The organism is Aliiglaciecola sp. LCG003 (assembly GCF_030316135.1).
In the GTDB taxonomy this organism is placed as follows: domain Bacteria; phylum Pseudomonadota; class Gammaproteobacteria; order Enterobacterales; family Alteromonadaceae; genus Aliiglaciecola.
Map to the genome: position 1 here is coordinate 3780922 of NZ_CP128185.1, position 26055 is coordinate 3806976.

At 43.6% G+C, this 26055-nt stretch carries 19 protein-coding genes and 1 pseudogene; 7 read left to right on the forward strand and 13 right to left on the reverse strand.

The genetic code is table 11. The annotated features are described in order from the left end of the window. The first annotated feature begins 175 nt into the window (after positions 1-175). Complete coding sequence (gene glpT, locus QR722_RS16455) at positions 176-1528, forward strand: glycerol-3-phosphate transporter (protein WP_286284032.1); 1353 nt, start codon at positions 176-178, stop codon at positions 1526-1528. A 36-nt stretch (positions 1529-1564) separates the two neighbouring features. On the opposite strand, the gene rsgA is transcribed toward glpT, so the two are convergent. The 5 genes and pseudogenes from rsgA to QR722_RS16480 all read right to left on the reverse strand — a co-directional run bounded on the left by rsgA (position 1565) and on the right by QR722_RS16480 (position 8053). Next, complete coding sequence (gene rsgA, locus QR722_RS16460; protein ID WP_286284033.1) at positions 1565-2620, reverse strand: ribosome small subunit-dependent GTPase A; 1056 nt, start codon at positions 2618-2620, stop codon at positions 1565-1567. A gap of 249 nt (positions 2621-2869) precedes the next feature. Continuing rightward, positions 2870-3286 (reverse strand): hypothetical protein, encoded by a 417-nt coding sequence (locus tag QR722_RS16465; protein ID WP_286284034.1) that lies wholly within the window; start codon positions 3284-3286, stop codon positions 2870-2872. 78 nt (positions 3287-3364) lie between these two features. Continuing rightward, positions 3365-3580, reverse strand: coding sequence for a hypothetical protein (locus tag QR722_RS16470; protein WP_286284035.1), 216 nt, complete (start codon positions 3578-3580; stop codon positions 3365-3367). 230 nt (positions 3581-3810) lie between these two features. Then, positions 3811-4810: pseudogene (locus QR722_RS16475) on the reverse strand (HD domain-containing phosphohydrolase). Between the two features lie 96 nt (positions 4811-4906). Further along, positions 4907-8053, reverse strand: coding sequence for an MHYT domain-containing protein (locus QR722_RS16480; protein ID WP_286284036.1), 3147 nt, complete (start codon positions 8051-8053; stop codon positions 4907-4909). A 406-nt stretch (positions 8054-8459) separates the two neighbouring features. Between QR722_RS16480 and QR722_RS16485 the strand changes: the two genes are divergently transcribed. After that, positions 8460-10676, forward strand: coding sequence for a TonB-dependent receptor family protein (locus tag QR722_RS16485; RefSeq protein ID WP_286284037.1), 2217 nt, complete (start codon positions 8460-8462; stop codon positions 10674-10676). A gap of 108 nt (positions 10677-10784) precedes the next feature. Here QR722_RS16485 and QR722_RS16490 read toward each other — a convergent pair whose 3' ends face one another. The 6 genes from QR722_RS16490 to QR722_RS16515 all read right to left on the reverse strand — a co-directional run bounded on the left by QR722_RS16490 (position 10785) and on the right by QR722_RS16515 (position 18461). Then, positions 10785-11363, reverse strand: a complete 579-nt coding sequence (locus QR722_RS16490; RefSeq protein WP_286284038.1) for a glutathione S-transferase family protein — start codon at positions 11361-11363, stop codon at positions 10785-10787. A gap of 95 nt (positions 11364-11458) precedes the next feature. After that, complete coding sequence (locus QR722_RS16495) at positions 11459-12919, reverse strand: transporter substrate-binding domain-containing protein (protein WP_286284039.1); 1461 nt, start codon at positions 12917-12919, stop codon at positions 11459-11461. 20 nt (positions 12920-12939) lie between these two features. Then, positions 12940-16050 carry an efflux RND transporter permease subunit gene (locus QR722_RS16500; RefSeq protein WP_286284040.1) on the reverse strand — a complete coding sequence of 1037 codons (3111 nt, stop codon included), beginning with the start codon at positions 16048-16050 and terminating at the stop codon, positions 12940-12942. 5 nt (positions 16051-16055) lie between these two features. Next, positions 16056-17153 carry an efflux RND transporter periplasmic adaptor subunit gene (locus tag QR722_RS16505; protein WP_286284041.1) on the reverse strand — a complete coding sequence of 366 codons (1098 nt, stop codon included), beginning with the start codon at positions 17151-17153 and terminating at the stop codon, positions 16056-16058. Positions 17154-17312: 159 nt separating this feature from the next. Further along, positions 17313-17657, reverse strand: coding sequence for an iron-sulfur cluster insertion protein ErpA (gene erpA / locus QR722_RS16510; protein ID WP_286284043.1), 345 nt, complete (start codon positions 17655-17657; stop codon positions 17313-17315). Between the two features lie 78 nt (positions 17658-17735). Continuing rightward, positions 17736-18461, reverse strand: a complete 726-nt coding sequence (locus QR722_RS16515) for a DUF6776 family protein (RefSeq protein ID WP_286284044.1) — start codon at positions 18459-18461, stop codon at positions 17736-17738. A gap of 131 nt (positions 18462-18592) precedes the next feature. Between QR722_RS16515 and QR722_RS16520 the strand changes: the two genes are divergently transcribed. The 5 genes from QR722_RS16520 to QR722_RS16540 all read left to right on the forward strand — a co-directional run bounded on the left by QR722_RS16520 (position 18593) and on the right by QR722_RS16540 (position 23207). After that, positions 18593-20269 (forward strand): chloride channel protein, encoded by a 1677-nt coding sequence (locus QR722_RS16520; protein ID WP_286284045.1) that lies wholly within the window; start codon positions 18593-18595, stop codon positions 20267-20269. An 11-nt stretch (positions 20270-20280) separates the two neighbouring features. Then, a complete protein-coding gene (locus QR722_RS16525; RefSeq protein WP_286284047.1) occupies positions 20281-20709 on the forward strand; it encodes a CopD family protein in 429 nt (142 codons plus the stop codon). A 107-nt stretch (positions 20710-20816) separates the two neighbouring features. Further along, positions 20817-20999 (forward strand): hypothetical protein, encoded by a 183-nt coding sequence (locus QR722_RS16530; protein WP_286284049.1) that lies wholly within the window; start codon positions 20817-20819, stop codon positions 20997-20999. A gap of 368 nt (positions 21000-21367) precedes the next feature. Next, a complete protein-coding gene (gene folE, locus QR722_RS16535) occupies positions 21368-21922 on the forward strand; it encodes a GTP cyclohydrolase I FolE (RefSeq protein ID WP_286284050.1) in 555 nt (184 codons plus the stop codon). Between the two features lie 331 nt (positions 21923-22253). Further along, entirely contained in the window at positions 22254-23207 is a 954-nt protein-coding gene (locus QR722_RS16540; RefSeq protein WP_286284051.1) for a transposase, read from the forward strand. Positions 23208-23554: 347 nt separating this feature from the next. Here QR722_RS16540 and glnG read toward each other — a convergent pair whose 3' ends face one another. Further along, positions 23555-24961: a nitrogen regulation protein NR(I) gene (gene glnG, locus QR722_RS16545; protein WP_286284052.1), complete on the reverse strand. Its 1407-nt coding sequence runs from the start codon at positions 24959-24961 to the stop codon at positions 23555-23557. Then, a complete protein-coding gene (glnL, locus tag QR722_RS16550; RefSeq protein ID WP_286284053.1) occupies positions 24958-26028 on the reverse strand; it encodes a nitrogen regulation protein NR(II) in 1071 nt (356 codons plus the stop codon). The genes glnG and glnL overlap by 4 nt, the downstream gene beginning before the upstream one ends. Positions 26029-26055: the final 27 nt, after the last annotated feature.

Below are 26055 nucleotides of genomic sequence, written 5' to 3' on the forward strand. Positions count from 1 at the left end.
CGTGGGGATACCTCAGGGTCAGAGTAAAATACAAACACAGCCACCAAAGCTGTCCCTCATAGACTATTTTACTCTGACCCCAAATAACCTCAAGCAAATTGTCACACCGTTAACATACCATTAACCTTTAATATCTGTTTTAATTAATAAAACTAAAAGTGGTAGCAAGTATTCTATGTTCGGTATTTTTAAACCCGCCCCTCATCAACCTCGGCTGCCCGAAAAAGAAATAGCCCATGAGTATAAAGTTCTGCGTTGGCAGGTGTTCATTGGCATTTTTGTTGGTTACGCTGGTTATTACCTGGTGCGAAAAAACTTTTCACTGGCCATGCCATTTCTAATCGAGGAGCAAGGCTTTAGCAAAGGTCAGCTTGGTGTTGCTTTATCAGCGGTATCTATTGCCTATGGTTTGAGTAAATTTCTGATGGGCAGCGTGTCAGACCGCAGTAATCCCCGTTATTTTTTGATGACGGGTTTGCTGATTTCATCTGGCGTTATGTTTTTGTTTGGCTTTACCGATTGGGCGACCCAAAGTGTTGCCACTATCTTCGTGCTGCTATTTATCAACGGATGGGCACAAGGAATAGGTTGGCCGGCCTGTGGCCGCACTATGGTGCATTGGTATTCTGGCAATGAAAGGGGCCAAACCGTATCCTTTTGGAATATTGCTCATAATGTTGGAGGAGGCTTAATTGGACCCCTTTTCATTCTTGGTATGGCATGGTTTAACGACTGGCACAGTGCTTTTTACCTACCAGCTGCTGCCGCGACCTTGATTGCCGTTTTCATTTATTTCACCATGAAAGATACACCGCAATCTTGCGGCTTACCGCCTATTGAAGAGTACCGCAATGACTACCCTGCACAGTATTCCAAAGCCCACGAAGAAGAACTAACCGCGAAGCAAATTTTCATGCAGTATGTGCTGAATAATAAACTGCTTTGGTTTATTGCTGTGGCCAATGCGTTTGTGTATTTAATTCGGTATGGAGTGCTGGATTGGGCTCCAACCTATTTGTATGAAGTTAAAGACTTCTCATTCGACAAAAGCTCTTGGGCATACTTTCTCTATGAGTGGGCGGGGATCCCAGGCACACTACTATGCGGTTGGATAAGTGATCGTTGGTTTAAAGGTCGCCGTGCTCCAGCTGCCATTCTATATATGGTGTTAGTTTTGTTGGCCGTCATAGTGTATTGGATGAATCCTGCCGGTAACCCCGGAGTGGATATTGCCGCGCTTATGGCAATTGGTTTTCTCATATACGGCCCCGTTATGTTGATAGGTTTATTTGCCCTTGAACTTGTTCCTAAAAAAGCCGCTGGCACAGCAGCTGGCTTAACAGGCCTATTTGGCTACTTAGGCGGCGCGGTGGTGGCGAACATTGCGCTGGGTTATACGGTTGATTACTTCGGTTGGGACGGCGGATTCATCTTGCTTGTTGGCGGCTGTATAGGCGCGATATTGCTTATTGCACTGACCCTGAAACATGAAGTAGCCCACGAGAGTCATCAGCGCGTTACATCTTAGAAAAACAAAACGGGGTCGGATTGAATATTCCAATACTCATTCCGACCCTTTTTGATCCTTCAGCCGCTTAACCTGCTTGACCATTTTTGCGAAATCACGCCCCTTGGCACGTTTCTCAGCTAGCGTGGCTGTTGCCACAGCATTCTCGCGCAGCAATTTCTGGTAATTTGCCAACCTGCGGCTGTCTATTTTGCCGTCTTCAATGGCTTGCAAAACTGCACACCCAGGCTCAGCCTCGTGGTTACAATCAGCGAACTGACATTGCTGCGCCAATACCTCAATGTCAGCAAACACAGTTCCTAATGATTGTTCTACTTCAGCCACTCTAAGCTCTCGCATACCCGGAACGTCAATTATCAAGCCACCTGAGGACAACAGGTGCAGTTGTCGATGGGTGGTTGTATGCCGCCCCTTTTTATCTTGCTGACGAATATCGCTGGTCGCAGCCATTGAATGACCAGCAAGGGCATTTAACAGTGAAGACTTACCAACGCCTGAAGAACCCACCAGCGCAACGGTAGAGGTCTGGTCGATCCAAGCTCTGAGCCCTTCGAGAGTCGAGGGGTCAAGAGCGTTAGCGGTTTCTACGGGCACACCAGCTTGAAGGCTGCGAGCACGAGCCACATATATATCTGTATCATCGGTAAGGTCGGTTTTGGTAAGAACAATAACTGGCATTGCCCCGGCTTCTGCGCACAGTGCAAGGTAACGCTCTATGCGAGACTCTTTAAACTCTTCATTGCAGGATGTGACGATGAACAGCGTGTCTATATTTGCCGCGATTGGTTGGACGTCAGCACTGCTGCCTGCGCCTAAGCGTTTAAATAAACTCTTTCTATCTAGCACCTTTTCGATTCTCACAAGTGATTCATCCAGCACAACCCAATCACCTACGGTTGGCCGTTCAATTGCGGCTGACTCTCTCAAGGTGGGTGAAAGTGCAACTTCCTTTTCACCGGTATTACAGACAACTGTCCATTTCGAGCGTTGCACAGAGGTAACCCGACCAAGTTGATTGTGTGAGATACTCGAATCAAGTAGTTGTTGAGTGAAAAATGGTACAAGCCCTATTTTATTTAACCCTTCACTCATAGTAATCACTCACAATTTTAATGACCATTTTGCACTAAAGGGCAGCTTTTTTTACGCATTTCCCGCACTTCCATCAGTTTATGTCTATGTCTACTGTGCCTTGAAAACCAGCAGTTTTCAATTTTGCCGATCTCATATTCACGTGTTCTTCTAATGAATGGAATGGGATTCATCAGAGATAAATTCTAATTTAGTTAGTAAGGAATCCGTTGCTAGCCTGATAACTTCAGATGCACTAATTTTTGAATATCAAGCTCCCGTCATGTTCTGTTTCTTGACCACTTTTAATATCCATAGCGAGATTAGAAAAGTTAAGGCTAACCACACAATAACTGCCGTTGGAATGCCGAACGTTTCAGCTAATTTTAGACCGAAAGCACTGGAGATAAGGGCAGTTAAACCGCTGAAGAAAATCAAACCTAGGAACAACGATTTTTGAAAGTTAACCTGCTTTGAATAATCAGCCATTTTGAAAGCGAACAATGCGGAAATTGAAGCTAATAAAGCATAGATGACATTTACTAGGGTTAATAATTCTAAAGTGGCAAAGCAGCCAAACTTAGGATCGCAATGATGGTAAAAATACACATAAATCAGATGAAACATAGTTGCTGGTATGAGAACGCAACTAAACACAGTTAGCCAAATCAGTAAATAATTGCGCATACTCCTCCGTAGCTAAGCGCTCCAATTAGGCGCCTTTGCGAGTGTTTTAGCACGAGTGGCTGTCTAAAAGTTGATTGGTTAGCCCTTTGCTTGGACTGGCTCAATATCCCGTTTGAATACTAAAACGATTAGAAAGATAATCGCTACAGGAGGAATTATTGCCGTAAAAAAACCAATAACGGACGTGAGTATTGGAGTTTCAGTTTTGCGCTTACCTAAATAGAAACTAAAAGCGGCCATAAACACAGCCAATATCATTATAAATTCGCCGAAAAGTGTGGCATTTAGATCCATTATTTAAAGTCCTTATTTTATGAAAACGCCACCATCAACCTAGACATCTTCAGTAATCAATTTTGATATGTTAACCAATAAACTATTGATTAGGAATTATTACGGGAATTAATTTTACCACTCCCGAACCATATCCAACGAGTCCAAGTGACAAGCTGAATTTTTCTGAATAAATCTAGCGGACAATTTAGCGGGCGAGTAACGCACTCAGTGCTCGTTCATAATTTTCATTAAAACTGGTTATATTCGTCTTTCCAACGGCTTTTAATTTCAAGTATTTGCAGTAGTTGCTGCTCAAATAGCTCAACTAATTTTGGGTCAAAGTGCTTGCCACTTTGCGCTCGTATGTAAGCTACGGACTCATCTACCGTCCATGCCTTTTTGTATGGTCTGATACTTGTCAAAGCGTCAAACACATCGGCTAGCGCGACTATACGACCTTCTATGGGTATTTCCTCTCCTTGTAAACCTCTGGGATAACCACTACCATCCCATTTCTCATGATGGGTTAATGCAACTATTTTTGCTAAGCGAATTAAATCTGAATCATCTTCTCCGAGTATTTCAGCGCCAATTTGCGGATGACTCTTCATCACCTCAAATTCCTCGTCAGTGAGTTTTCCCGCCTTGAGCATAATATTGTCTGGAATACCTATTTTACCCAAATCATGCATAGGCGCAGCATGAAACAAGTTATCAGCCTGGGTTTCAGTAAAACCATAGGCCAAAGCAACAACTTTAGAATAATGACTCATGCGTACCACATGCATGCCGGTTTCATTATCTTTATATTCAGCCGCTCTACCAAGTCGCTGAATCACTTGTAGCCTTGTTCGTCGGAGTTCGTCAGCCTGTACCAAAGACAAATGTGTCTTTACCCGGGCTTTGACAACTGCCGCCGACACGGGCTTACTAATATAATCTACCGCACCCGCCATAAATCCTTGGGCTTCATCGGTTGCATCACTCAAGGCGGTAACGAATATAATTGGAATTGCTGCTGTAGTTTGATCACTTTTAAGTCGCTTGCAGGCTTCTAAACCTGTCATATCTGGCATCATGATATCCAGCAAAATCAAGTCAGGGCTGTGCGCTTTGGCCAAACGCAGCGCTTCACTCCCCCCCCTTTGCAAACATCAACCTGTAGCTGTCTTGTAATATTTGCTTCAACACTCTTAAATTGGCGGGCTCGTCATCTACCAATAATAGCGTTGCTTGCGCTTCACCCATTTTGTTCACCCCGCTGATGATTATTTATTGTTTGTAGAAGCTCGCTTATGTAGGTTTGAGCCTGGACAAACTCAAAGTCTTTTAACGCTTCATAAATCATTTCAATTGATGCAGCAAACTCACTTTTTTGAAGGCTAAGAGTTGGCTTAACATAGTTTCATCGACTTCATTTTGCTCGGCTGAAGTCAATATATTTTGCAGCAGATCAGTCAGCTTGCTGATATCAATTGCAACCTCTACTTCAGAAGATTTTGACGTGCCAGTTTTTTGTTTAACAATTGAATAAACAGTTTGAATACAGTCACTAATGGCTGCTAGTACAACTCGGCATTGCCCATTGTTATCACCTGCCAGTACTTCTAATTTTTCAAAGTGACTTGCCAGCAAGTTGATACTCAAGTTGCCGCAAACCCCTCTCATTTTATGGGAGTAGGCTTTCAGTGCTTGCCAATCACTTGATTGACAATCTCTTACCGCTTCTGCCATTGCGTCCTGCTGAGCATCGAGAAGGTTTTTAACTTGTTGAAAGTAAGCTTCGCGACTTCCCCAAATCTCGACTCCTTTATCTACATCTAAAAGTAGCTCAACCGAGGTTTCACTTTCCGAACTTTGCTGCGTTGCCAACGATAACCCCATGACCTTTGCTATTTCAGCGTTGAGAACGTTGAAGTCAATCGGCTTGTTCGCAAAGCCTTGCATGCCAGCATTCTCAGCAGCAGCTCGATCTTCCTGCAGTACACTGGCTGTTAGGGCAACTATTGGCATAGGCGATAAATCATGCTGTTTTTCATAGTTACGTCTTTCGACGGTAGCACTGAGACCATCCATAATTGGCATCTGAATATCCATCAACACAATATCTATGGGCTCTTTTGCCGCCATGCGAATTAACGCTTGCTGTCCATCCCTAGCGGTGATGACCTTATGTCCATTGCGGCGAAGTAAGAGGGTGAGTAAATCTATATTTTGCTGAATATCGTCCACCACTAAAATAGTTAATGGCGGTAAACTAATACTCAAGTTTGCCGCAATGCGCTTTACCTTGGTCGCTCGTTCTAGGGGCAACACAAACTGAAAAACAGTCCCTTTGTCCACTTCACTTGAGACTTCAATTTTGCCGCCCATCAATTCTACTAATTGCTTACTAATCGTTGTACCTAAACCCGTACCTCCGAATTTACGGCTCATCGATGCATCGGCTTGGGTAAAAGCATCAAACACTTTATCCAAATGTTCTGGCGTCATACCAATACCACTATCTTCAATGATAAATTCAATATGCTGTGAGTCAATTGCACGAACTTTAACTTTGACGTAACCCCTTTGGGTAAACTTGACCGCATTACCAACTAAATTGGTTAGTACTTGCCTGATCCTATCTGGCGCGCCGATATAATCTTCAGCCAATTGGTCAGGAATCTCAGAGCGAAGATCTAGGCCTTTTTTTCGGGCTTGGATCCACAGCGTTGATATGACCGCATCGACTTCTTGAATAAGCGAAAATTCGCGCATCTCCAAATTAAGCTTGCCTTTGTCCAACTTAGCACTATCAAGCACATCATTAAGTAAATGCAGCAGCGATTTTGCAGAATTAATGATGGTATTGAGATGCCGACACTGCTCTTCATCCATATGACTTTCTAACAAAATATCGCTAAAACCGATGATAGCATTCATTGGCGTTCTGATTTCATGACTCATATTGGCTAAAAACGCGGCCCGTGCAGAAGCTGCCTGCTCTGCGGTATCCTTTGCAAGCCTTAGCTCCTCTTCCATTGCTCTTCTTGCAGTAATATCCATGATAAAACCATCTAACCAAACCTCTCCATTTTGTTCGTCGGTATAATGACGACCATATTCCATCATCCACAGTGTCTGCCCCTCTCGATTAAAGATTCTATATTCCAAATTGAAATCTTTATTGCTGGAGCTTAAATTTATGGCTTTTTCACGATCCTCAGGGTGAATCAGATCTAAAAAACTGCGTTTAGGATGGGGTAAGGTGAAGTCACTGGCTGGATAGCCGGTTATCTCTTCCACAGCGTCACTGATAAACAGCATGGGCCATGGGGGTTGAGTAGCACAGCGATAGGCTATGCCTGGAATATTACCGATCAACGAGCGGAATTTAGACTCACTGTCCTTGATAGCTTGTTCCATTTCTAATCGCTGACTGATATCGGAAATAAAACCAACAAAATAGTCCTGCCGATTTATGCTCAAATGCCCTATCACAAGGCGCACCGAAACCATTCTGCCATTTCGATGCACAGCTTCTACTTCTCTTCCTTTACCGATAATTTTTGCTTCTTTGGTGAGCAAGTAATCCATTAAGAAGCCGTCATGCTCTGCTGACAAAGGACCAGGCATCAGCAGGTTGACATTTTCACCCATAATTTCATCTGGTGACCACCCTAGAACAGACTCGGTGGCTTTATTGGCGGTAACAACTTTTCCGCTGGCATTGATGATAATGATGCCATCAATTGACGTATCCATCATCGCCCGCACACGTCGCTCTCCCTCGGCCGCTTTAGCCGAAATGTCCTTGTATTTAAAAATAAGGGTTAACCCCATCACCAGCACAATAATAGTAATAGTGGCAATGGATACGCCGGTTGCCAGATACAAGGTGGTGAATTCGGTTTGAGCACTGGTCTCAAATCCGGGCGGACGCGCAAATCGCGCAGCGGCCATACCGGTATAATGCATCCCTGAAATGGCCAAGCCCATAACCAGACTCGAAATACCATTTACTTGCCAGCTGGAAAATGGATGATGTTTCAGGTTGGTTAAACCAAAACGCACCCATAAAGACAATACCGCAAAGCCAACGGCTACCATAATCGACAATAAAAACATGCCAAGGTCATAGCGCAGTATTGGTCCCATTTGCATGGCCGCCATGCCCATGTAATGCATAGTACCGATTCCAGCGCCAACCAACACGCCGCCAACCAATAATGTTAGCGGCTCTTTGCGATTGTGGACGATATAATTTAATGCTACCCAAGAGGCTGCAATACCTGGCAGTAAAGACAGCAACGTCAAGCCTAGTGCATACTCTACAGGTGTACATAAATCAAACGCCAACATCCCGATAAAATGCATCGACCAAATGCCGCATCCAAGTGCGACACTGCCGATAAGCAGACTTAACTGATTGCGTCGGTGGGAAGTGCTTTGGGATGCCTGTGACGCAACTTGCAGCCCCATAAATGATGCGAAGATAGCGATGGACACCGACAGCACTGTCAGCCAAGGACTGTATTCACCTTACAATAGAACACTTTCTGGAGAGATTGAGAATTGCGTATAAATCCAATTTAACATTGAAACAACTTATTAAACCACATGGGTGAACTACAGCATAACTATTGCAATTAGGTCAATTGTTGCAACGCATTTTCTGGTTATTTTACCTAGTGATTTATCAATACTCTATGACTGCCAAGGAACTTGAGCTACATCAGCGATAAATATAGCTATCCAAACTTTTCTAATTGTGCGTTAACTTTACAATCTAATACTAATTGACAATCCAATTGATAATGATTTGCATTAGCTATTAAGGATGGGTAAAATTGCGCCTAGATAAATATTCAGAACATTCAGGTTCACTGACGGAATTTTTAAGGTCTTATTTAAGATGAAAAAAAGTATAGCATCAGCCGCTGTGGCGCTAGCATTTTGTAATTTAAACGCATACGCAGAGCCGCTACAAAAAGCAGTAGAAACTGTCACTATTTATGCAAATCAGACTCAAGCTGAAGGCGTAACTGGAGCGGCACAGTATATCGGCGAAGCTGATTTAGAAAAGTTCGCTTATGCAGATATTCAGCGGATCATTCGGCAAGTCCCTGGCGTATCGATTCAAATTGAAGACGGTTACGGCCTGCGTCCAAATATCAGTATTCGCGGTGTGGCAACGGAGCGAAGTGGTCGCATTACCCTGCTGGAAGACAACGTACTTATTGCGCCTGCTCCCTACTCAGCGCCGTCGGCTTATTACTTTCCAACTGCGGCAAGAATGAGCGCCTTTGAGGTGGTAAAAGGACCCGCAGCCATTACACAGGGGCCTTACACTATTGGTGGGGCCTTGAATATGATATCTACACCGATTCCTGATGCTCAAAGTGGACAGATTACCGCTGAAGTCGGTGAAGACGCAACTTACCGCATTCACGGCACCTTCGGTGATAAGCAAGAGAACGGCTTTGGCTACCTGCTAGAAGCTCATCAGTGGCAATCTGATGGTTTTCAGCATATCGATAGAAGCGATAAAGATACTGGGCTGGATGTCACTGACTACACCTTGAAATTAGCCTACGCGCCAAAGGGTTCAGCCCATAGTGTTGAACTAAAATTGCAATTTGCTGATCAACAATCAAATCAAAGTTATTTAGGGCTAACCGATGCAGACTTCCGTAAAGACCCGAACCGACGCTACGGTTTATCTGAGCTAGATAACATTGAGACAGACCACAGCCAGATGATCCTTCGTTATGGCTTTGAAGTGAATAAAGACTTGTCGTTTACAGCTGTTGTCTACAACAACCAACATGAAAGAAATTGGTTCAAGACCGAGGCAATTGATTTTAGCGGCAGTGATAATGCCGAGTCATTCGCTGGCACCAGTTGGTCTAGTGTGATCAGCGCCGTAAATAGTGGTACTGCCATCAGCGACGTTTCTGTGGCACAACTACAAGGTATACTCGAAGGCACAGTTGATACACCAGAAGGCAGTATCCAACTGCGTTCAAACGCCAGAGAATACTTTTCTCGTGGCATTCAGTTTGGAATGCAATGGAAAACGCAAGTCGGTGATACAAAACATAATGTAGAAGTGGGAGTGCGCTTCCATGAAGACGAAGAAGACCGTTTGCAGCGCAATAGCAATTATCAACAGTTAAATGGTAGCTTGGTATTGAACGACCTCGGGATCCTCGGTAATGCCGGAAATCGCGTGCAAGAAGCCCAAGCCATGGCAGTACACATTTATGACCGCATTGAGTTAGGCGACTGGACATTCACCCCTGGGGTCAGATTTGAAGATATTGATCAGAAACGAACTCGTTACACTGATGGCGCGCAGCGGGTTTTCCGTGATGATCGTGAGAATAAAACCAATGTAGTTTTACCTGGCATTGGCGCGCTTTATAAAATCAGCGAAACCACCACTCTAGTTGCAGGTGTGCATAAAGGTTTTACCGCACCGAGCAATTCACCTGGTGCGAAAGAGGAAGAAGCGGTCAATTATGAATTTGGTTTCAGGTACGCAAACAACGGTCTAAATGCTGAAGTCATTTACTTCTTGAGCGACTACAAAAATATTATCGGCGAATGCACTTCGTCATCTGGTAGTAATTGCGAAATAGGCGATGCCTTCAATGGCGATGCGGCAACCGTTCAGGGAGTCGAATTTGTGTTGCAAACTCAGTTGGCTGAATTTAATGGTATTGCTGTACCGCTTAACATCACCTATACCTTCATAGATAGCGAATTTGATACTGATATTGCCGATACTGAATTTTTCGGTGATGTTAGCGCCGGTGATCCCATTCCATATATTGCTGAAAACCAAGGTCAGATTTCCATTGGTCTGGAAGGCAATAATTGGAACGCTTACTTGAATGGTGTATACCTAGATGAAGTCTGCAGCCGTGGTTCTTGCGCTGAGTTTGAAAAAACAGATAGTAATTTCACTATCGATTTATCAGGTTCTTACTCGGTAAATGACGCCCTTCGGCTGATTGCTCGTGTTGAGAACTTAACTGACGAACAAGATATTCTTGGACGTCAACCTTACGGGGCAAGACCTAATAAGTCCCGTACTTTTTCTGTCGGTGCGCAATACCGCTTTTAAGCAAAGTGGAAGTCTGAAAAACGACCACTAACGCACGGTCGTGTAAACAAGGATCTGTTATGCAGATCCTTGTTTAATTTTGAGGCTAACTTGCTGTCATAATCCTTATTAGCCTTTTCTTGGATCGGTAGCCGTCACTTCAATCCTTTGTGCATTATCTTCATGGAAACTAAGCAGACCTGCCAAATCATTTAAGTCATGAAGTCGACGAAATTCAATCCAATCAATTAAGCTAAATAAGCAAATAGCCGGGTAATTCCAATCACTGAAGCTTCCTGTGTCGACCAACATGTTCAAATGACTCAGGGTTGAATTAACCCTTTCACGCTGTAATTTGAAGTACATTTTATCTTCAGAAGTGTCGATTTCAGAGCGATCCAACAATAACATCTGTACCAGCGAATCGGTCGCAGCATCAATCAGGGTTAACTGATTTTCCTGCTCCCAACTGGGCTTTGGGTAGTCAAACTTTTCAGTCAAATAACGATAGATAACCCGCGAGTCGAAAATAACGTCGCCCTCGCATTCAATCATAGGTATTTTTAAGGTGGGATTGCGATTGGCTAACGTTTCTCTATCTTTACCAGTAAAAATTTGCAAATTTATGAACTCGTGGTCCATATTTGCCATCCACATTCTGAGGCGACGCACAAATGGAGAAGTTGTTGAGCCGTAAAGTTTTATCATTTTAAATTCCATATTACTGAACCGGTGTATTCACTCTATGCTATTTAGTTTTTAGATTATCTAGCAAAATTTGCAAGGCTAACGCTATTTCCAACTTATTTTTTATTGGTTATTTGTTCGGCGGTCGATATCTCAAAATTTGCGTTATCATACTCATTATTGCTGGGAAAATAGGTCCGTAGCTGGCCAGAGTTAATCAACTTTCGGAAACCTGTTTCAAACACAGATTTGAGTGCTTGCCCCCTAGGTGTATTGTGAAATACAACGAACAATGGTTGAGCATCAAGAACCTGCTGCTTAGCGTATTGCTGAACAAGTTGCGCAGGCAAGTCAACTTCGTAGTTCAAAATCATATCGATTCGGTCATTTTCAAGCAAGCGCAGACAATCAGCCGGTTGCCCAACTTCATAGCTGATAATATTATCGGGCAAAACTGAATCCAGACCATAGCCCAATAAATAACACGCAGTACCAGTGCCGTCTCCGGCGAGTAATTTTGCCAATCTTTGGGGTTGCTTGGCAAAGGCAATCACAGGGTATTCATAGTCAATATGGATATCTGAACGGCGCCCATTTTCGCCTTCTTCGAATGCATAAGCGCCGACCAATATATCAGCCTTTTGATCGTAGAAAAGCTGCTTTGCTCTTTTCCAATTAACCCGTTTAGTTGTCACTCCCTGCGCCGTTGTTGAGTAGACTTGTCGCACTGCTTTAATGTAAGTGGATTCAGGGGTATCGGTGTATCCTCCCCAACTGTCAGTCACCAAACCTATAGTGCCAAATTCTGGCGTTTCCCTTTGGAGCGACGGTGAATTGACTTGGTATTTTTGTTGTAACTGCAATAATTGCCCAGATGCATCCATTTGCTTTAGTACACCAAGCAGTTGGGGGATCAAAGTGCGACGCTTTTTATGCAAATAGTGAAAGTCTGGGAGTGTACTCAAGGTGGTTTTAATCCAATTTTGATCTAACGAGTCATAAGCTTTCGGTAAATTGGTGGTGCTCATTATTACGCCATTTACTTTTCCGCTGATCAATAAATTAAAGGCTTGTTCCGGCGTGGTGAGATAAAGAACGTCGATGGGAAAACGCTGACTTTGTCGATAATCCTCAAATGCTTTGAAACCTCGCGCTACGGCTACTTTACCGATATTTGATAATGAACATGCTCCACATTTACTGCGATTTGCGATCAGTACCATTTCAAAATTTAATATCTCAAATGGCACCTTCATTAGGTTGCTGTAATTTTCTACTGCGCCGTCAACCCTTGCACGCAGGCCGTCCAGACGACCTGCATTGGCCTCTATGTAACTTCGTGCAAGGGGTACGTTCCCATAAGTTACAGTATAACCAATTTGCGCATAGGCTGTTTCAAGCACCCGCTGGACGTACAATGCCTCGGGAGTTTCACTTGGGCCATCTAATATTAGTGTGGTAGGTAGTTCAATGGTTTTATGTTGGCCACTGGCACTGGCAAGCAGGCCTAACCACAGGATAAGGATCTTGCCAAATGTGGTGAGATAAAAAAACGCCGGCTTATTGCTGGGCAACAATGCTATTCTCCTCTACAAATTTATACTGCTGTTTTTCGTCGCAGCCAATAATCGTCTGCTGTAACTTTGAGCGCTAACATACAAGGGGTGAGAACGAGTGTAAGCAAGGTCGCAAAGGCTAATCCGCCAGCGACTGCAGTAGCTAATTGTGACCACCATTGGGTAGATGGCCCTCCCACGTCAACATTACGTCCTATAAAGTCAATATTGATTTCCATCACCATGGGCAGCAAGCCTAAAATGGTCGTCACTGTGGTCAACATCACTGGCCTTAACCGTTGCGCACCTGTGCGTAAAATAGCTTCTGTTGCATTGAGACCCTCTTTGCGCAGAATATTATAGGTGTCGATTAACACAATGTTATTATTTACTACTATACCAGCCAAGGCTATCACCCCCACACCAGACATAATGGTACCAAAGGGTTTCTGGAAGATCAGCAATCCTAAAAAAACACCCACGATAGAAAATAGCACGGCACTTAAAATCAAAAAAGCTTGATAAAAGCTATTGAATTGCGTCACTAGAATAATCGCCATCACAAACAGCGCGACCATGAAGGCATTCAACAAGAAGGTTTGTGACTCTTCTTGTTGTTCATTTTGACCTTTTACGACTATCTCTACACGGGGGTCTATATTCAAAGAAGGCAGTTTCTGCATAAATTCTGGCAAGGCTTTACTAAGTAACTCCCCGGTAGCCATATTCGCTTCAACGGTAAGTACGCGCCTACTATCTACATGTCTAATCAAGTCAGTTTTAGGTTGCGCAAGGCGTTCCACAAAGTTGCTGATAGGGACTAATCCATTTACGGTTTTCAAACGCAGCTCATCAAGTTTTCCAATATTTCTATCTTGCTGACCAAAACGAACCCGTATATCCAACTCATCGTCTACATCATCAGGGCGGTATTCGCCAATCTTCAATCCATTGGTGACAAACTGCACTGTACTGCCCACCAGCGCAGCATCTGCGCCAAAGCGAGCGGCATCTGCACGGTCGACTTTAAGCTGCCATTCGATGCCCGGTTTGGAAGCGGTGTCTCCCACCGAGGTAAACTTATCATTTTGATCCAGCGCTTGGCGCAACTTTAAGGCCGCATTATTAAGTAACTCCGGAAACCTGGAGGATACTTGAATTTGCAAATCCTTACCGGCCTGCGGACCGTTTTGGTCCGGCGTGATTTCAATATCTAAGCCCGGCATAGCGCCTAACCTTAGTTGCACATCTTTGAGCACCTCATCTGAGTGGGGTCGCAAATGCCAATCAACCAGATTCAAACGCAGGTAACCCACCTGATCTCGTCCACCGGAGCGGGCATAAAGGGTTTTGATCTCTGGCATGTCAATAAGCCGTGCTTCGACTTCTTTGACAATGTCATCTTTTTCATTAATCGAGAAATCACCCGTTGAACGAACGGTTACATTAATACCTGTGCTATCGACATGGGGGAAGAACTCCATTCCAAGCCCTGAAGCGTAGTAACCACTGATTGAAATAATGCCAACAATTACCGCCACCAGCAGACTCTTGAGTGGGTGCTTAATCGCCACCGCTAAGAAGCGTATATATTTGCCAGTAAACCCTTGCAAACTACCTATATCACCAGATTCAGCTTGGATCAATTGACGCCTATCTTGCTCGCTGATATACCTTTGTTTGCCAAACACAGCCCCTAGTGTAGGCACGAAAATCAATGCCATTAGAAGTGATGCCGATAAAACCGCAATTAGCGTAAAAGGCAGGAACTTCATAAATTCTCCCACCATCCCGGGCCAAAACATCAAGGGAGCAAAAGCTGCAAGAGTGGTAGCGGTAGACGCAATAATCGGCCAAGCCATGCGGTGAGCAGCGTTGCGGTATGCGGTGGTTTTGTCTTGCCCCTCTCCCATACAGCGGTCGGCATATTCGGTCACCACTATGGCCCCATCCACCAGCATCCCAACCGCCATAATCAGCGAAAACAGCACCACCATATTCAAGGTGTAACCAAACAGAGATATGAGTAAGATACCGGTTAGGAATGAACCGGGGATGGATACACCAACTAAAATAGCGGTTCTTACCCCTAAGACAGCAACAATAACGATGGCCACCAACACCACAGCACTTGAGACATTATTCTGCAAATCACTGAGCATCATATTCACATCAACAGATTGATCACCGGTATAAGTTACCGTAACGCTGTTGGGCCACAACGGAGATTGCTTGGCAGCTTCAACGACGGCTTTGGTTTTTTCCACCGTGAATAATAAGTTTTCGCCGGGCCGTTTTTTAATCTCCAGTGAAAGCGAAGGATTGGTATTGAGCCGCGCATAACTGCTGGGATCTTTGTACGAGCGGCGAACCTCAGCTACGTCTTGAAAGGTTATCACCTGATCACCTTCTACTTTAACCGGTTGCTCCATCACATCTTTTACCGTTTCAAAAACCGAGGGCACCTTAACCGCAAAGCTCCCCTTCCCGGTATCCATGGTTCCTGCGGGGACTAAGCGGTTGTTCCGTGACAGTAGGTTAAAAATATCATTCTGATCTAGCCGATATGACTCCATTAACAGCGGATCAACTATGATTTCGACAATATCTTCACGGTCTCCACCAATTTCAACTTCAAGTATCTCTGGCAGTCCTTCAAGTGCATTCTGCAATTCTCGAGCTACTGACACCAAAGCCCGCTGTGATACTGGACCGGCCAGCACCACCGTAACCACAGCTTGCTGTCCTGCCATAGTAATTTCATGGATAGTGGGTTCTTCCGTCTCCGCTGGTAGCTTAGCTCGCGCGACTGTGACTTTATCCCTGACGTCAGCTAAGGCATCTTTTGAATCGAAACCCGCAATAAATTCCATAGTGATATTCGCAAAACCTTCCCCGGCAGTGGCTTTCATCTCTTTGATACCGTCGATGGAGCGCAGTTCTCGTTCCATCGGCTTGATCAGCATCCGCTCTGCATCTTCGGGGGCTATGCCGTCATGTATGATTGAAACATAGATAAATGGAATAGGCACATCTGGATTGGATTCTTTGGGAATGGTTAAGTAAGTGATTGCCCCAGAGACTATCAACAACACAAAAATCATCAAAACCGTACGGGTGTGCGCTAAGGAAGCTGAGATTATATTTGTCATAGGATTTAGCGCTTGGCCGATTCGTTGTCGGGCGACTCAGCGATAGCCTCAACTTTATCACCGTGACGTACAAAACCTTGGCCACGAGTAATCACCTCAGCTTGTTGTCCCAACCCGCTTAACCAGACCCCTTCACTGTCACTTTTGACAATATCAATGGGGATAAAACGTACTGTACCCTGCTCTACAGTTTTAACCCCTAAACTACCGTCTTCATCAAGCCCCATCACCGCTGGGGTAATTTTGATAGCCCACTCTTGTGCCAAGGGTATGCTCAACTCGGTGCTCATGCCAGCCAGCAGCACCGCCTTTGGATTGGGGACAGCGACTTCCAATGTAAATGTATTAGTCCCCACATTGGACACACTGGAGATATATCGAATAACACCCTCAACATTTTCTCCGGTGGTGAGTCGGCCCTTTGCTACCTGACCCGTTTTAATGCTTTGTATCCAGTTCTCGGTCACATCGGCCTTTATTATTAACGGGTCTAAATCAACTATAGTCGCAACAGCATCTCCTTCTCTGAGCAAGTCACCGATTTCGACATGGCGTTTATTTAATACCCCATCGAAGGGGGCGAAAATGCTTGTTTTAGACAGGCCTAACTCTAGCCCTTGGATTTCCGCTAACGCATACTCCACATTCGCCTCGGCTAAAGCTAGCTGAGATTGAGATTGAAATCCCTTCTCGCTTAATGCTTTTGCGGCAGTTAATTCAATCTGCCGTTGTTTGAGTATCGCTTTAGCAGAGCGAATTTTGGCGCTCAAGTCATTGGCATCCAAACTCAGTATTTTTTGGCCTTGCTTGACCTGCTGACCTTCATTTACAAATACTGCGGTGACTTGCCCTTGCACCTCTGAACGCAGGCTCGTAATCCGATCCGGCTCGGTTCGCCCATATAAATTGATTTCCCGACTGACCATTTCAGCGTTGAAGGTTTCGACTTTGACTTTCGTCAACTGAATTGCAGAATGTTTAGACTTGTCTTCAGCTTGTTGCGCGGTTAGATGACCTGATGCGACCCAAAGGCATAATGCGACAAAGATAAATAGCGCTATCCACGCGGGTTGTTGACGCATTTTGACTATAAAATTAGACATGTTCACCCCTTAGATTGATGCTCAAATGTACTATGTTTTCAGCACCAACGCCTTACAAAATATCAACTCAAATGTGAACAGGTGTTTCTAACTAAACGAGATAGTTTTGCACTTACAAAAAAGCCGGCAATTGCCGGCTTTTTTAATACGAATTGCGCTCTACACGCTAAAAGAAGAACCACACCCACAAGTAGTGGTTGCATTTGGATTGTTAACCAAGAAGCGCGAACCTTCCAGCCCCTCAGTGTAGTCAACTGTGCCACCGACAAGATACTGTAAACTCATGGGGTCAACCACTAGCGTCACTTCGTTCTTGTCAATGGTGGTGTCCCCATCATTGACCTTTTCATCGAATGTAAAGCCATACTGAAAACCTGAACAACCGCCACCGGTAACATATACCCGCAATTTTAAATTCGGATTTTCTTCTTCTTCAATTAATGTCCGTACTTTAACGGATGCGGCTTCCGAAAATTCGATTGGTACCGCTGTTTCTACCGACATATTCCACCTCTACAATAAACTATCATGGGCAATTACCCTTATGACGGCAATTATCTAATACCTGAGTAATCTAATCAACTATTCTGTACTAACTTCGCTCAATGGCAATTGATCTATATTCCAGTCGAAGGATTTTTCTAATTCACCACGTTTGCGTTTAAATTGATAAACCTGTGCCTTAACCTGTACTTTTTCCGGTGAAAAGCTTTTAGGAACAATTAATTCTCCTTCTAATATCTGAAAATACTTAAAGCTGAAATTTAGTCCAACAGAGCTATGCGTTAATAAGTCAGCTAAATTGTATTGTTGCGGCTTGCCATTTTCACTGCCGACAATTGTCACTTCGATAGTGCCTTTGACCAAATTTTTAATTTTTTCTTGCTGCATCAACACCAGTTCAAATCGGTAAGCGTTATCACTTAACGATTTTTTCAGTTCAAAGGCTTCAATTATAAAGCCTTCTTGCTGTAACTCCGGCGCCATGACTCGCTGATAAAACAATAGCTCTTGTCTAAGTTGCGCTTCTCTATTCAACCCATTCGTAATGGTTTCCTGAGATTTCTGCGCCGCTAATCGTTGCACCTCTATCTCAACTCCCAGAATGTTCAGTTGAGTGGTTAAGCGTTGATTGTCAGCCGACAGATTCTGCACAGTTTGCCCTAAGGTATTAATTTTCTGCTGCTGCTGTGTGTAATGGGTATTGCCATAGTGAAATGCAAGGTAAGCTACCACTGCAATCACTATTAATAGCAGAGTATAAAACTTAAATGCACTCCAAGTTTTGCGAATATCTTCGGGTATCACCTAGGGGGTTTCCTTAAATAGTTTTCACCATGATTTACAAGCACTTGTGGTAAGCTACCAAACTGGGTAGTGTTATTACCTTAATCTTTATTTGCTATTATCACTCACTGATAGTTTATACCCAACAGAAAATGACATTAAAATCTTTTAGACAAGAATTAGCGAATCCTCGCACGTCCTTACAGTTATGTATTCTTGGCATAGCTGGTGGCATGAGTGCCGCTTCGCTGATCATTATTTTTAGGTTATGTGTTGAATGGTTACAACTATCATTTCTTGAGGAGCTCAATCAGTTTAACACCCTGCAACCGCTAACGCGTCTTTTGCTGCCCCTTGGTGGCGGATTATTAATTATCCTGTTTGCCTTTCTAACTGGGTTTAAGCATTACCGTTTAGGTATTCCTTTTGTTATTCATCGCCTTAAGCAGCGTTACGGACACATTCCATTTCGCACTACCATCAATCAATTTTTTGGCGGAATGGTTGCCTTAGCATCTGGCTTTGTAGTGGGTCGTGAAGGGCCATCTGTGCATTTAGGCGCTGCAGGCAGTAGCTTTATCGGGCATGGGTTAAAACTACCGTACAACAGTATTCGTATTCTATCTGGCTGCGGCATTGCCGCGGGTATATCAGCCTCGTTCAACACCCCATTTGCAGCAGTGATCTTTGTCATGGAAGTGGTGTTGCGGGAATATCGTATTCATATCTTTATTCCCGTCATGCTGGCAGCCGCATGTGGGTCGTTAATGACGCGAGCGGTGTTTGGTCAAGTACATGAGCTATCATTTTTAACTTTCCAAGATATAAGCCAGTGGTACTACCCCTACCTAATCTTGTTTGGCATTATTTTAGGTTTTATCGCCACCTTGTTTAACAATCAATTAATGAACGTCATCAAGCTATTTCGTCCATTGAAAATGGTTTGGCGGATTTTGATTGCCGCGCTGATAACCTCGGTATTTGGCTATTTTTTACCTGAATCTTTGAGTGCTGGATTAGATGTCACCCATTCGATAATTAGTGGCGAAAGCCTAGCGATTTTATTTGCCATTTTGATAGCAAAATTCATTTTAGCTTTAGTTGCTATTGGCTTAGGCGTGCCCGGGGGCGTGATAGGTCCAGTCTATGTAATTGGTATGCTCAGTGGTGCGGTGTTGGCGATCCCCCTGGGATACGCCATCGCCGATTCCGTCGATTACACCAACAATTTCGCACTACTGGGTATTGCAGGATTGCTGACCGCCGTCTTGCATGCACCCTTAGCAGCGTTATCGTCGGTGATGGAGCTAGCCCATAATCCGTCGGTCATATTGCCAGCCATGTTGGTTATTGTGCCAGCCTATGTTACTTCAACTCAATTTCTGGGTAATCGCTCTATATTCATCCGTCAATTGGAATATCAAAAACTGTCTTATACCATTTCACCTATTCGAGAAACACTGCAGAAAATAGGGGTACTGGCGGTAATGGACAGCGAATACAAATTGCTAGTAGATGCACCCGATAAGTACATTTTGAGCTTTTTAGAAACCGCGCCAACTCATCCTGTAGTATTGCGCTCATCATTTGAGATTGATGTTAAATATTCGCTCGTACAATATGAATTAAGTCTTAATCACAATAGCGCGCCGCTGGCATTTTTTGATATGGAAGGGGTCTCATCACAAGCCACACTTGCCGAAGCTTATGAAATATTGCAAGCCAATCGAGATGGAGCGGTTTATGTGTATGAAACATCTCCATCAAGTATCATTGGTGTAATTACGTGGAATAATCTTCGCAGCTATTTACACAAAGAAAATTATTAATAAGGATTTAGATGGCTATTTTGTGGGTCAAAGTATTTCATGTGTTTTTCATGGTTGCCTGGATGGCGGGCATTTTTTATCTGCCTCGTTTATTTGTCTACCACTCTCAAACAGATAATCAACAAGTACGAGACCAATTCAAAATCATGGAACGGCGACTGTGGTATTTTGTCACGCCTTTCGCATTGCTAACCCTGATATTGGGTTTGATTTTGATATATATGTACGGCAAGGAATGGTTTCTAGTATCTAAGTGGTTACATGTGAAAATTCCATTGGTACTTTGTCTTTATGTATACCATGGCTATCTTTTTGTACTAGTTCGAAAATTTGCCAGAGACGATCCCCCCTATCCAACCAAAGTATATCGCTTCATTAATGAGGCGCCGGTATTCCTGTTGTTGGCAGTTATTGCCCTTGCGATCACCAAAACCTGGTAAGGAATATTTATTTAAATTTAATTCGTATAATTTATTTGCTAAGTGAAGTTTTTTTGACCACTATTACGTCAGTGTAATAATCAAATTGGAATTTATTTAAACAGGATATGGATGTCAGCAACCGTGAACTAACCAAGTTACTCGATAAAACCGACCAGGCTTTTAAGCAACTTATGCAAGAGCCAGGCTCTATTGCCTTAAACTCCGCCTACGAAAGCGCAAAACAAGAGCTAGATTTTTACCTATGCAACATGCGTGAGGACTTGAAAAAACGTTATAAAGACTTCTAAGTTAGCTCACCCGTCTCCGCATTTATACAGTCCGTACAATGACTAGCTGCCTCATGACCAGATAATCGTAATTAATTTCATTAACTGATCGCTTTTGTCCCATCGGATGTATAAAGCTCGGTGATTAAGTGCCCATCACTTACTGCCGGTTACCAAGATTACCTAATCGTTGAGATATACAGTGGAGAGGATCTTTTTTCTGCAGCAACTTCTACAAGAAAATATACCGACAGGCGTGAGAGATACGTTAATGATGTTATAGCTACAAAATTTTTATTAAGCGGGACTCAATGTTATAATATCTCGCTGTTTAACCTAAATTGGTGGTCCACTAGATTGGATCGTTTCACCCAAGAGAACGAGATTATATGTCAGACAAATTGCAGGGGCACTACTCAGAAATACTCACTATCCTCGGAGAGGATGTGAATAGAGGCGGATTAGTTGATACCCCAAAACGTGCTGCAAAAGCCATGCAGTTTCTAACGGATGGATATCAGAAGAATATCCATGATGTAGTAAATGGTGCTATTTTTGAAGCTGATACCGATGAAATGGTTATCATCCAAGATATCGAATATTACTCACTGTGTGAGCATCATGTACTGCCTTTTATTGGTCGTTGTCACATCGCTTATTTGCCCAATGGAAAGGTACTCGGGCTATCTAAGTTCGCACGTATTGTAGATATGTATGCCAGACGATTACAAATCCAAGAAGGGTTAACCAAGCAAATTGCTGATGCAGTTCAAGAAGTCACCGGAGCGACTGGTGTGGGTGTGGTAATGGAAGGTAAACATATGTGTATGATGATGCGTGGTGTTCAAAAGCAGAACTCATCAATGATTACCTCAGTTATGTTAGGTTCGTTTAGAACATCCAATGCCACCCGAACTGAATTTTTGCGCTTGATTGGCAAGTAAACCTCTGAGATTAACTTAGATGGTGCAGCGAGCATAATGGATAGTCCGGCCCCACCAAAGCAGCCTAAGTAGCGGCCCCAGTTTAGTAGCAATGAACACTGTGTTGAAGGCGGTTATTCGCCTTCCACCTTGTGCAGCACTTTGAGTTAAAAAGCCACTGTGCAACTGAATCAGCTTGAAATTGCTTGCTGATGCCGTGATCTATATAACTGTTCTCTGCACTGCAGTATACATGGACAGCCACAAACCAGTATACATGGACAGCCACAAACTAGACTCCTAAGAATACCAAATCAGCTATGCTTTAGTATTCTGTTTCAAGGAGTGAATTATGCCACTGGCAAGGAAGCGCCAAATCAGTCTCTCAGACACATCTTACTATCACTGTGTATCTCGCTGTGTTCGACGTGCCTTTTTGTGTGGGGAAGATGAACTGACGGGGAAAACCTATGAGCATCGTCGCCAGTGGGTAGAAGACAGGTTGTTGTTCTTGACTACAGCCTTTGCAATCGAAGTGTGTGCTTATGCTGTCATGAGCAATCATACCCATGTGGTATTGCATGTTAATTGTGACAAAGCAAAACTCTGGTCGGATAAAGAGATTGCGCAGCGCTGGCACATGCTTCACAAGGGTACCTTGCTCTCACAAACCCTAGCAAATAAGCAAGCATCAGTGTTCACCGACGCTGAAAAAATTACACTCCATTCAACCTTGTCGGTTTATCGAAGTCGATTAACCGATATTAGTTGGTTCATGCGAGAATTGAATGAGCCTATAGCCCGGCAAGCCAATCAAGAAGATAACTGTACCGGTCACTTCTGGGAAGGACGATTCAAATCACAAGCTCTGTTAGATGAACATGCATTGGCAGCTTGTATGGTGTACGTAGATTTAAACCCTATACGAGCGAAGATGGCAACCACCCCAGAGTCATCTAAACACACCAGTGTGAAACGCCGTATAAACGATTTTAAGAAAGGTTATCAACCATCTACGTTAATGCCCTTTGTCGGCAACCCTAGGCAGCCACAACCGCAAGGGTTAATGTTCGATTTAATCGACTATATGAAATTGGTTGACCTATCTGGTCGCAGTATTGCACCTAACAAACGAGGCGCAATTGATATTTATGAATCGCCCATATTGCAGCGCTTAGGGCTAGATGAACACACTTGGCAAAATATGTTTTTAGAGTTTGAAACCACGTTTAGCGTGGCTGCTGGGCAATCAGACACCTTGAAACGATACAAGCGAAAACGTCGGCAAAAGAATTCATTAGGCTAACGTCTCTCCTAAAATCACTTTTCATTTCAATCGTTTCTTTTTACAAGAGGCAAGCCTAATCCCACACTAAATTCTTCTCAATAACTCTCATTCGCCAGAAAACGATGATTGCATAGGTATTTACCTAAATTACGAATGCATTAATACTTTTCATCAGCCTACAGTAAAAATTATAGGCCTCAATTTTCACTACCTTAAAAGATGCCTGTCCATTGTATTTTTATACTTTTCATCAGCCTACAGTAAAAATTATAGGCCTCAATTTTCACTACCTTAAAAGATGCCTGTCCATTGTATTTTTATTTAATGCTAAACTATCGCCCTATAGTTCATTCCAGCATTCGCACCTACATATCTAGCTCTTTGAGTTTTCGTGTCAGTGTATTACGCCCCCAACCTAGCTTTTTAGCCGCTTCTTGCTTATGCCCATTAGTATACTGCAGTGCTCGCTCAAGCATGATTTTTTCAAAATCATGAGTCGCTTGCTCCAATATATTCGAGCGGCCCAACATAAGTTGTTTATCTGCCCAAGTTGCTAACAGCGTTTGCCAATCCCCTTCTGCATTAATACTTTGAGCTGTGGTTGGCAGAGCATTAATCTCAGGCGGTAAATCGTCAACTAAAACCTCTTGTCCACTGGCCATTACCGTTAACCAACGACACATATTTTCCAGTTGCCTAACATTGCCATGCCAAGGCAGATGCATCAGGATACTGGCTGCTTCTTTACTTAAAGATTTGGCTTCGACGTCCAACTCTTTCGCCGCGCGCTGTAAAAAGTGTCTTGCTAGGATGGGGATATCTTCTCGGCGTTCACTTAATTGGGGGATATGAATCTTAATGACATTTAATCGATGATAGAGATCTTCACGGAATTTGCCTTCTGCGACACGCTGCTCTAAATTTTGGTGTGTGGCGGCGATTATACGCACGTCGACTTTGACTGGATTATGTCCACCAACACGATAGAATTGCCCATCGGCTAATACTCGTAATAAACGAGTCTGGACATCAAGGGGCATATCACCGATTTCGTCCAAAAATAAAGTGCCGCCATCTGCCTGTTCAAATCGTCCTTGTCGGGCAGCTTGGGCACCGGTGAAAGCGCCTTTTTCATGGCCAAATAATTCTGATTCAATTAAATCAGCCGGAATAGCGGCCATATTTAAGGCTATAAAAGTTTGATTTTTGCGGGGGCTATGACGGTGAAGCGCTTGGGCTACCAATTCTTTACCTGTGCCTGATTGACCATTGATCAACACACTAATACTCGAACGTGACAAACGGCCAATTGCCCTGAAAACTTCCTGCATGGCCGGCGCTTCACCAATAATTTCGGTATCTTTTAGCTCTGGCTGTTGCGGAGTGACTGAAGATTTCTCTCGAGAATGAGCCAATGCTCGCTGAACTAAACTAACCGCCTCATCGATATCGAATGGCTTAGGTAAGTACTCAAATGCGCCGCTTTGGTAGGCGTTGACCGCACTGTCTAAATCAGAATGAGCTGTCATGATGATGATCGGAATATCTGGATAGTCCTTATGCACTTCTTTGAGTAAAGTCATCCCATCCATTTGTGGCATTCGAATATCCGACACTATTACTTCGGGTGTTTGTCCAGAGCGCAACTGCAGTAAAAGATCTTCTGGGTTCTCGAAACTAAAACATGAAATCTGTGCCGATTGCAGCGCCTTTTGTAAAACCCAACGAATTGAACTGTCGTCATCCACGACCCAAACTGGTTCAGCACTCATGAAGTAGATTCCTTTTTATCTATTGGTAAATATATTTTGAATTCGGTATGACCAGGCCAGCTTTCCACGTCAATCTTCCCCCTGTGATGATCAATAAGAGTTTGCGCGATTGATAGTCCTAATCCTGTGCCATTTGATTTGCCAGTGACCATGGGGTAAAACAAGGTGTCCTTTATTTCTTCGGGAATGCCTGGTCCGTTATCAATTACTTTGATTTGGGCAACTAATGGATGTTTAACGCCATGAATGGTCAGTTGCCGCTTTATCCGGCTTTTAATTAAAATCTCACCTGGATAAGTTTGCTCAGACAAGACTTGCACACTATTGCGGACCATATTCAACACCGCTTGCTGAAGCATATCTTGATCAATCTTCATATCCGGAATACTTGGGTCGTAATCTCTTTGTATTTCAATATTGTAGGCTGAATCAAGTTGTACCAAAGTTCGAATTTTTTCGAGAACTTGATGGATGTTGCACCATTGAAAATTGGGCGGTGAGTTTGGCCCTAAAAGACGGTCGACTAAATTGCTTAGGCGATCAGATTGCTCAATGATAACCTGGGTGAATTCCTCTAGTTCAAAACTATGCAGTTGTTTTTCAAGTAATTGCGCGGCGCCACGAATTCCCCCTAATGGGTTCTTAATTTCGTGGGCCAACCCTCGTACCAGTTCGCGTGCGGCTTGTTGTTGAGCCCATTGCTGACTTTCTTGACTGATACGCTTTTGTTGGTCGATAGCCTTAACTTCAATGGACAGGCCTTCACTATTATTACGCTCGAAACAGGTAACGGTTACATCGGCAAGAATATGACGGCCGTCACAAAAAGCTAATAGTATTTCGCTGTCAGAAAAGCCTTCATGACTCTTTAAAGCGGCCCCTAGCCGGTCTAAGGATAGGCTGTCATGTGAGATGAATTGACTAACCGGAAAGCCAACTAATTGATTGTCACTTAACTCTAACACCGATTGGGCCGATAAGTTTGCGTAACAAATTCTCAACTTGTCGTCGATGACAATAACCGCAGTGGCTAGGCTGTCTAGTAGATATTCTAGTTTTTCAATCAATCACTTCAACCTACAAGGTTACATCGC

Excerpts from the sequence above, each read along its gene's own strand:
- glpT (WP_286284032.1), top strand. The coding sequence starts at position 176 with ATGTTCGGTATTTTTAAACCCGCCCCTCATCAACCTCGGCTGCCCGAA.
- rsgA (WP_286284033.1), bottom strand. The coding sequence starts at position 2,620 with ATGAGTGAAGGGTTAAATAAAATAGGGCTTGTACCATTTTTCACTCAA.
- QR722_RS16465 (WP_286284034.1), bottom strand. The coding sequence starts at position 3,286 with ATGCGCAATTATTTACTGATTTGGCTAACTGTGTTTAGTTGCGTTCTC.
- QR722_RS16470 (WP_286284035.1), bottom strand. The coding sequence starts at position 3,580 with ATGGATCTAAATGCCACACTTTTCGGCGAATTTATAATGATATTGGCT.
- QR722_RS16485 (WP_286284037.1), top strand. The coding sequence starts at position 8,460 with ATGAAAAAAAGTATAGCATCAGCCGCTGTGGCGCTAGCATTTTGTAAT.
- QR722_RS16490 (WP_286284038.1), bottom strand. The coding sequence starts at position 11,363 with ATGATAAAACTTTACGGCTCAACAACTTCTCCATTTGTGCGTCGCCTC.
- QR722_RS16500 (WP_286284040.1), bottom strand. The coding sequence starts at position 16,050 with ATGACAAATATAATCTCAGCTTCCTTAGCGCACACCCGTACGGTTTTG.
- QR722_RS16505 (WP_286284041.1), bottom strand. The coding sequence starts at position 17,153 with ATGTCTAATTTTATAGTCAAAATGCGTCAACAACCCGCGTGGATAGCG.
- erpA (WP_286284043.1), bottom strand. The coding sequence starts at position 17,657 with ATGTCGGTAGAAACAGCGGTACCAATCGAATTTTCGGAAGCCGCATCC.
- QR722_RS16520 (WP_286284045.1), top strand. The coding sequence starts at position 18,593 with ATGACATTAAAATCTTTTAGACAAGAATTAGCGAATCCTCGCACGTCC.
- QR722_RS16525 (WP_286284047.1), top strand. The coding sequence starts at position 20,281 with ATGGCTATTTTGTGGGTCAAAGTATTTCATGTGTTTTTCATGGTTGCC.
- QR722_RS16530 (WP_286284049.1), top strand. The coding sequence starts at position 20,817 with ATGGATGTCAGCAACCGTGAACTAACCAAGTTACTCGATAAAACCGAC.
- folE (WP_286284050.1), top strand. The coding sequence starts at position 21,368 with ATGTCAGACAAATTGCAGGGGCACTACTCAGAAATACTCACTATCCTC.
- QR722_RS16540 (WP_286284051.1), top strand. The coding sequence starts at position 22,254 with ATGCCACTGGCAAGGAAGCGCCAAATCAGTCTCTCAGACACATCTTAC.
- glnG (WP_286284052.1), bottom strand. The coding sequence starts at position 24,961 with ATGAGTGCTGAACCAGTTTGGGTCGTGGATGACGACAGTTCAATTCGT.